Annotated in this window: 5 protein-coding genes; all 5 read right to left on the bottom strand. The window is 67.2% G+C overall.

Going from position 1 to position 5,208, the window contains the following annotated elements; translation table 11 throughout:
- Positions 1–148: 148 nt before the first annotated feature.
- Positions 149–1,501, bottom strand: coding sequence for a sigma-54-dependent transcriptional regulator (locus V7Q81_RS14540; RefSeq protein ID WP_333844697.1), 1,353 nt, complete (start codon positions 1,499–1,501; stop codon positions 149–151).
- Complete coding sequence (locus V7Q81_RS14535) at positions 1,470–3,251, bottom strand: ATP-binding protein (protein ID WP_333844695.1); 1,782 nt, start codon at positions 3,249–3,251, stop codon at positions 1,470–1,472. The genes V7Q81_RS14540 and V7Q81_RS14535 overlap by 32 nt, the downstream gene beginning before the upstream one ends.
- Positions 3,252–3,323: 72 nt before the next feature.
- A complete protein-coding gene (locus tag V7Q81_RS14530; protein ID WP_333844693.1) occupies positions 3,324–3,986 on the bottom strand; it encodes an HAD family hydrolase in 663 nt (220 codons plus the stop codon).
- Positions 3,987–4,607, bottom strand: a complete 621-nt coding sequence (locus V7Q81_RS14525) for a CDP-alcohol phosphatidyltransferase family protein (RefSeq protein WP_333844690.1) — start codon at positions 4,605–4,607, stop codon at positions 3,987–3,989.
- 112 nt (positions 4,608–4,719) lie between these two features.
- The gene (grxD, locus tag V7Q81_RS14520) at positions 4,720–5,040 is read right to left on the bottom strand and encodes a Grx4 family monothiol glutaredoxin (RefSeq protein ID WP_333844687.1); all 321 of its coding nucleotides are present in this window, start codon (positions 5,038–5,040) and stop codon (positions 4,720–4,722) included.
- Between the last annotated feature and the right edge of the window lie 168 nt (positions 5,041–5,208).

The following is a 5,208-nucleotide window of genomic DNA, read 5'->3' as shown; positions in this document are numbered from 1 at the left end:
CGTATGCGGGGAAACTCGCACGTACGGTTCTTAGGGGGCGGGGCGGCAGTAATGCTGTCCTGCTACCCGACAATCTGTTGCATCGAACGATGGCGGGGCCCGCCGAGCGCCAACCGCTCGACGGAGCGTGCGGCCGAGCGCTTTGCGCTCAACCCACTTTGAGGCGCTTGAGTCGCCGCTTGAGGGCGTGGCGGGAGATGCCCAGCAACTGGGCAGCGAGACCCTTCTGGCCCCGAGCCCGAGCCAGAGCTTCCAACAGGAGCTCGCGCTCGGCCGCCGCCAGGCGCTCCGGCAAGGCACGCCGGGGCGCTGCCGGGTGCTCGGGCTCAGACGGCCTCATTTCCGGGGGCAGATGCAAGGGCTCGATGGTCTGGCCCGGATGGAGTATGGTGAGCCGCTCCATCAGGTTGCGCAGTTCCCGCACGTTTCCCGGCCAGGAATAGGCGCGGAACAGCCTCCGTGCCGCCTCCCCCAGGGTGACGGGGGCACACCCTTCCTCCCGGGCGAAACGCTCGGCGAAATAGGAAGCGAGCAGGAACACGTCCTCGCCCCGGTCCTGGAGGGCCGGCAGCTCCACAGGAACCACGTTCAACCGGTAGTACAGGTCCTCCCGGAATCGGCCCGCGCGCACCTCCGCCGCCAGATCTCGATTGGTGGCGGCCACGACCCGTACGTCCGCCACCGCCTCCCGGGCACTCCCCAAAGGACGATAGGTGCGGTTTTCCAGGAAAGCGAGGAGCTTCGCCTGCAGCGGCGGCGCCAGCTCGCCAATTTCATCGAGGAACAGGGTTCCCCTATCAGCCAGGGTGACCAGCCCGACCCGCCGCTGGTGGGCACCGGTGTAGGCGCCCTTTTCGGCGCCGAAGAGCTCCGCCTCCAGGAGCGGCTCGGGCAAGGAAGCGCAGTTCACCTCTACGAACGGTCCCGTGCGGCGTTCGCTTTCCTGGTGGATGGCCCGCGCCACCACCGCCTTGCCGGTGCCGGAGGCACCCAGCAACAATATAGTGCGCGCGCTGCTCGCCGCGACCCGGGCCACCTGCTCCCGCAGCCTCTGGGTTGCAGGATGATCGCCGACGATGACCGCCTCGCTCGTCCCCAACCGGCGCCGGTAGGCCACTTCTTCGGCCACGCGCCGGCGCTCTACGGTGGACTCGATCAGGTGCACCAGCTCGTCCAAGTCGAAGGGTTTGGTGAGATAGTCGGAAGCGCCGGCCTTGACGCATTGCACGGCTGCCCGGGTATCTCCGTGGGCCGAGATCATGATGACCGGCAGATCCGGCCGGGTCGCCTTGAGGGCCGCCAGCACCTCCATGCCCGAGACCTGCGGCAAGCGCAAGTCCAGGAGCACCGCGTCGGGATCGATTTCGGCGGCGAGCTTCAGGCCGCTCTCGCCGTCAAACGCCCCGCGGGCGTCGATTCCAGCCCCCTTCAGGGCGAGCTCCAGGGAGCGCACCAACTTGCGCTCGTCGTCAATGATGAGCACCAGGGGCGCGGTCTTCATGGGTAACTTCCGTAGTGGCCAGGGGAAGACGCACCGTCACCGTGGTGCCGGCGCCGGGCTCGCTCGCGATCTCGATACGACCTCCGTTCATCTCGGCGAGCTGACGCGACACGGCCAGCCCGAGTCCGGTGCCGCCGGGCTTGGTGGTGAAGAACGGCTCGGCCACTTTGTCCACAAGCTCCGGCGGGATGCCGACCCCCGTATCGGACACGGCCAGGCAGCCGACGGGCCCGTCCCGGTAAGCACGCAAGGTGAGCGTCCCCCCTCGGGGCATGGCCTGCAGGGCGTTCAGCACCAGGTTCACCAAGATCTGCTGCACCTGGCCCACGTCCAAATGGAAGCGCAAGTCCCGTTCCCCCAAAACGGAGAGGGTGACCCGGGCTTCCTCTGCCATGGAGCCGGCGAGCGCTGCCACCCGGCGTAGCAGCTCCCCTGCCGTGACCTCGCTTTTCTCCGGCTCGCTCGGGCGAGCGAAGCTGAGTAGGCTCTGGATCACACCGTTGATGCGCTCGATTTCCTCGACGATGAGCTCCACCAGCTCCCGTCGCGCCGGATCGGTTTCCCGCGCGCCGAGGGCCTGCACGCTGGTCTTGATGGTGGCCAGGGGATTGCGCACCTCGTGGGCGATGCTGGCGGCAATATCGCCCAGCGCCGCCCGCTTCTCGGTTTCCACCCGGGTGCGGATCAGCGCCCGCAGTTCGGCGCTCATGCGGTTTAGCGCCCGCGCCAGGGTGGCGATCTCGTCCCGACCCTCCACGGGCACGTGGATCGCCAGCTCGCCCCGGGCCACCGACTCCGCGCCGGCCACCAGCGGCGCGATGCGCCGGCGCATGCGAGCGCCCAAGCGCAAGAACAGCACGAGCAGGGCGCCGGCGGAGGCGGTCGCGAGGCCCAGCATGACATAGCGCACCGAAGCCCCGGGCGAGGGCAGCTCGGCCGTCTCCCGCAGCATCGCCGGGAACCAGCCCGGCGCGATCTCGGGACCGGAAATGAGGGGGGCAGCGACCCGCAGCTCGGTCCCCACCTCGGAGAAGAAGCGTCCATCGGGGGTGTGCAGGACCGGACGGTAGACGTCCAGCGCGGCACCAGTCAACAGTTCGGTGACCGAGGCGAGCCGAACTTGGAGAGCGATGCTCACCGGTTCCGTTCCGATGCGCCGGCGCAGGAGAAACCAGCCGGGACGCCCGTCCTGCGGCAGCAGCGGACCGATCAGCTCGGTTCCCTGGAATTCCACCCGGGGCAGCGTCCCAAGGGAGAACTCCCGCTCCCCCCACGGGGGCGCGCCCTCGGTGGATCCGCCGTGTCCAGGCAGCGCCGCCAGCATCCGTCCCGCTTCGTCGAAAAACAGCACACCGTAGACGTCTGGGGCATCGGTCTCATAGCGCAGCAGGTTGAGCAGGCGCTCGTCGAGCCGATGCAAGTCGGTGTGCGCGATGGCCGCCAGCTCGGGAAAATCCGCAAGGGTTTCCAGCTGGAACACCTTGGTCCTCAGAAAATCGGCGAGCTTGCTCGCGGCGGCGGTGAGCCGGCTCTCCAGTCGCTGGTCGGCCAGCCGAATCACCAGATCGGCGGCGTAACGATCGTACAGGACGACCGTAGCCGCCAGCGGCACCAGCGCGGCCAACAGGGACACCAAAAGATAGCGCGCGCTCAGGCTCGCGTGCCCCAGGATATCGTGTAACTGCTCCCACGAGCGACCCAAGGCGCAGCGGGCCCAGCGCGACAGGGGGACAAAGGGACTCGCTGGCATGGGCTGGCAGGTCTCGAAGACAAAAGCGCCGCAACATTTGAGCACGGGGCCGGCGCGGTTACAATCCGTGCCCTAAGGGGCACGGCCCTCGATCACCCTCCAGCCGCTGCGGCGCGCCGCCGCAGTGAGGCCGGTATCCGGCGCCACGGCGACAGGCGTACCCACGGCCTTGAGCAGCGGCAGATCGGATGCCGAGTTGGCGTAGGCCACGCATTCCGCCAGGGTCGTTCCGTGAGCCGCGCATAGGCGCTCGGCCAGCACCCGCTTTTCTTCGCCGTAGGGGTGGACCCGGGGCGCTGCAGCGCTGTAGCGTCCGCTTCCGTCGGTGGCGCACACGGTGGCCACCACCCGCGGCACGCCCACGCGGCGAGCGAGTGGCCAGGCGAGGAAATCGGGCGTACCCGTGAGCAGCACCAGGCGGTCACCCCGTTCGGCATGGGCCCGCAGCCGCTCGACCAATTCAGAACGTATATGGCGGAACAGGTGCTCGGCCACGAAGCGCTCGCCCAGCCGGGCGACATGCTCGGCCCGCAGCCCGCACAGGTAAGCTTTGTTTTTGCGCAAGAGCTCCCACCCATAGCGCCGCCACCCGCGCAAGGCGAACCCCGCGTAGGCCAGAAGCTGACGCGGCCCCACGCAGCCGCGTCCGACCAGATGGGCGGCGAAGCGCGGCTCAGAGTGGGCCACGCGCAAGAGCGTGCCATCCACGTCCACCAGAACCAGAGCCACCGCCACTCAGCGCACCGTCCGGGCCGGAGCGATCAGTTCGGAGATGGCGAACTCCGCGATCACCGGTAGGCCGCGGGCCAGGCACAAGAGGACGGCGATCAGCACGAGGGCATCCTGGATGTCGAGGAGCAGGGCGCCGTGCGCCCCCCACAGCTCGGGAAACACCTGCGGCCAGGGTTGGATGAGCAGAATCCAGCCGAAAGCCAGCATCTTGGCCGCGCCGTAGGCGAAACGCATGAAGCGTCCCGCCACGAGCCAGCGCCCAAGGGCCGTGTGCAGCATGGCGAACGGCGTCTCGCCCCGCTGGAGTCCCTGGGCACGCACCGCGTCTACCAGGAAGCCGCGGACGAGGAAGACGATCCCGACCCATACCGGAACGAAGCCCAAATGCACGGCCACGAGCCATAACACATTCTCCACCACACGATCGACGGCGATGTCGAACACGGAGCCGAACAGACTTTCCTCGCCGCGCTTGCGTGCCACGTAACCGTCGATCCCGTCGAGCGCGAAGATCAGCACGAGGAGCGGCGCGTTCAGGAGCTGCCAGGGCGGCGACAACTCGTAGACCATGACGACGAGTACGAAAAGCAGAACGAAACGGAAAGCAGTGATCCAGTTGGCCATGGGCTATTCAGCGTCGAGGGATCGGGGAACGATGAGAGACTATGCCCGGCATGGGCCCACAAAAAAGCCAGCCGGAAGGCTGGCTTTTTTGTGGGGAAGACCGCAAAGCGGCTCAAGCCGCCTTGGCACGCTCGAGCAGCTTCTGGAGCTCTCCGCGCTGGTACATCTCGGTCATGATGTCCGAGCCGCCCACGAATTCTCCGTTCACGTAGAGCTGGGGAATAGTGGGCCACTGGGCGTACTCCTTGATGCCCTGGCGGATCTCCGGGTCCTCCAGCACGTTCACGCTGAAGAAGTCGGTGACGCCACAGGCCTTGAGGAGGTTCACCGCGTTGGCGGAAAAGCCGCACTGGGGGAACTGGGGCGTGCCTTTCATGTAGAGCACCACCTTGTGGCCGGTGACCTGTTGCCTGATCTTTTCCTGGACGCTCATCTGCATTCCTCTCTATAAGCGATTTGAATTCGTCGATCGAAATAACCTACTAATTTGCTAAGAAATTATACCGGGCTCCGGGGTCGGCCCTCAAGGCGGGCACCGCTCACCCGCTCGAGACCGGCCAGGTCCCGGACGGTGAACCCATCGATCAACCCGGCCTGGCTG

Origin of the sequence: Pelomicrobium sp., assembly GCF_036803785.1 — a bacterium.
GTDB lineage: Bacteria > Pseudomonadota > Gammaproteobacteria > Burkholderiales > UBA6910 > Pelomicrobium.
The sequence above is the reverse complement of the archived record's forward strand: the minus strand, read 5'-3'. Positions and strand labels throughout refer to the sequence as shown.

Excerpts from the sequence above, each read along its gene's own strand:
- V7Q81_RS14540 (WP_333844697.1), bottom strand. The coding sequence starts at position 1,501 with ATGAAGACCGCGCCCCTGGTGCTCATCATTGACGACGAGCGCAAGTTG.
- V7Q81_RS14535 (WP_333844695.1), bottom strand. The coding sequence starts at position 3,251 with ATGCCAGCGAGTCCCTTTGTCCCCCTGTCGCGCTGGGCCCGCTGCGCC.
- V7Q81_RS14525 (WP_333844690.1), bottom strand. The coding sequence starts at position 4,607 with ATGGCCAACTGGATCACTGCTTTCCGTTTCGTTCTGCTTTTCGTACTC.
- grxD (WP_333844687.1), bottom strand. The coding sequence starts at position 5,040 with ATGAGCGTCCAGGAAAAGATCAGGCAACAGGTCACCGGCCACAAGGTG.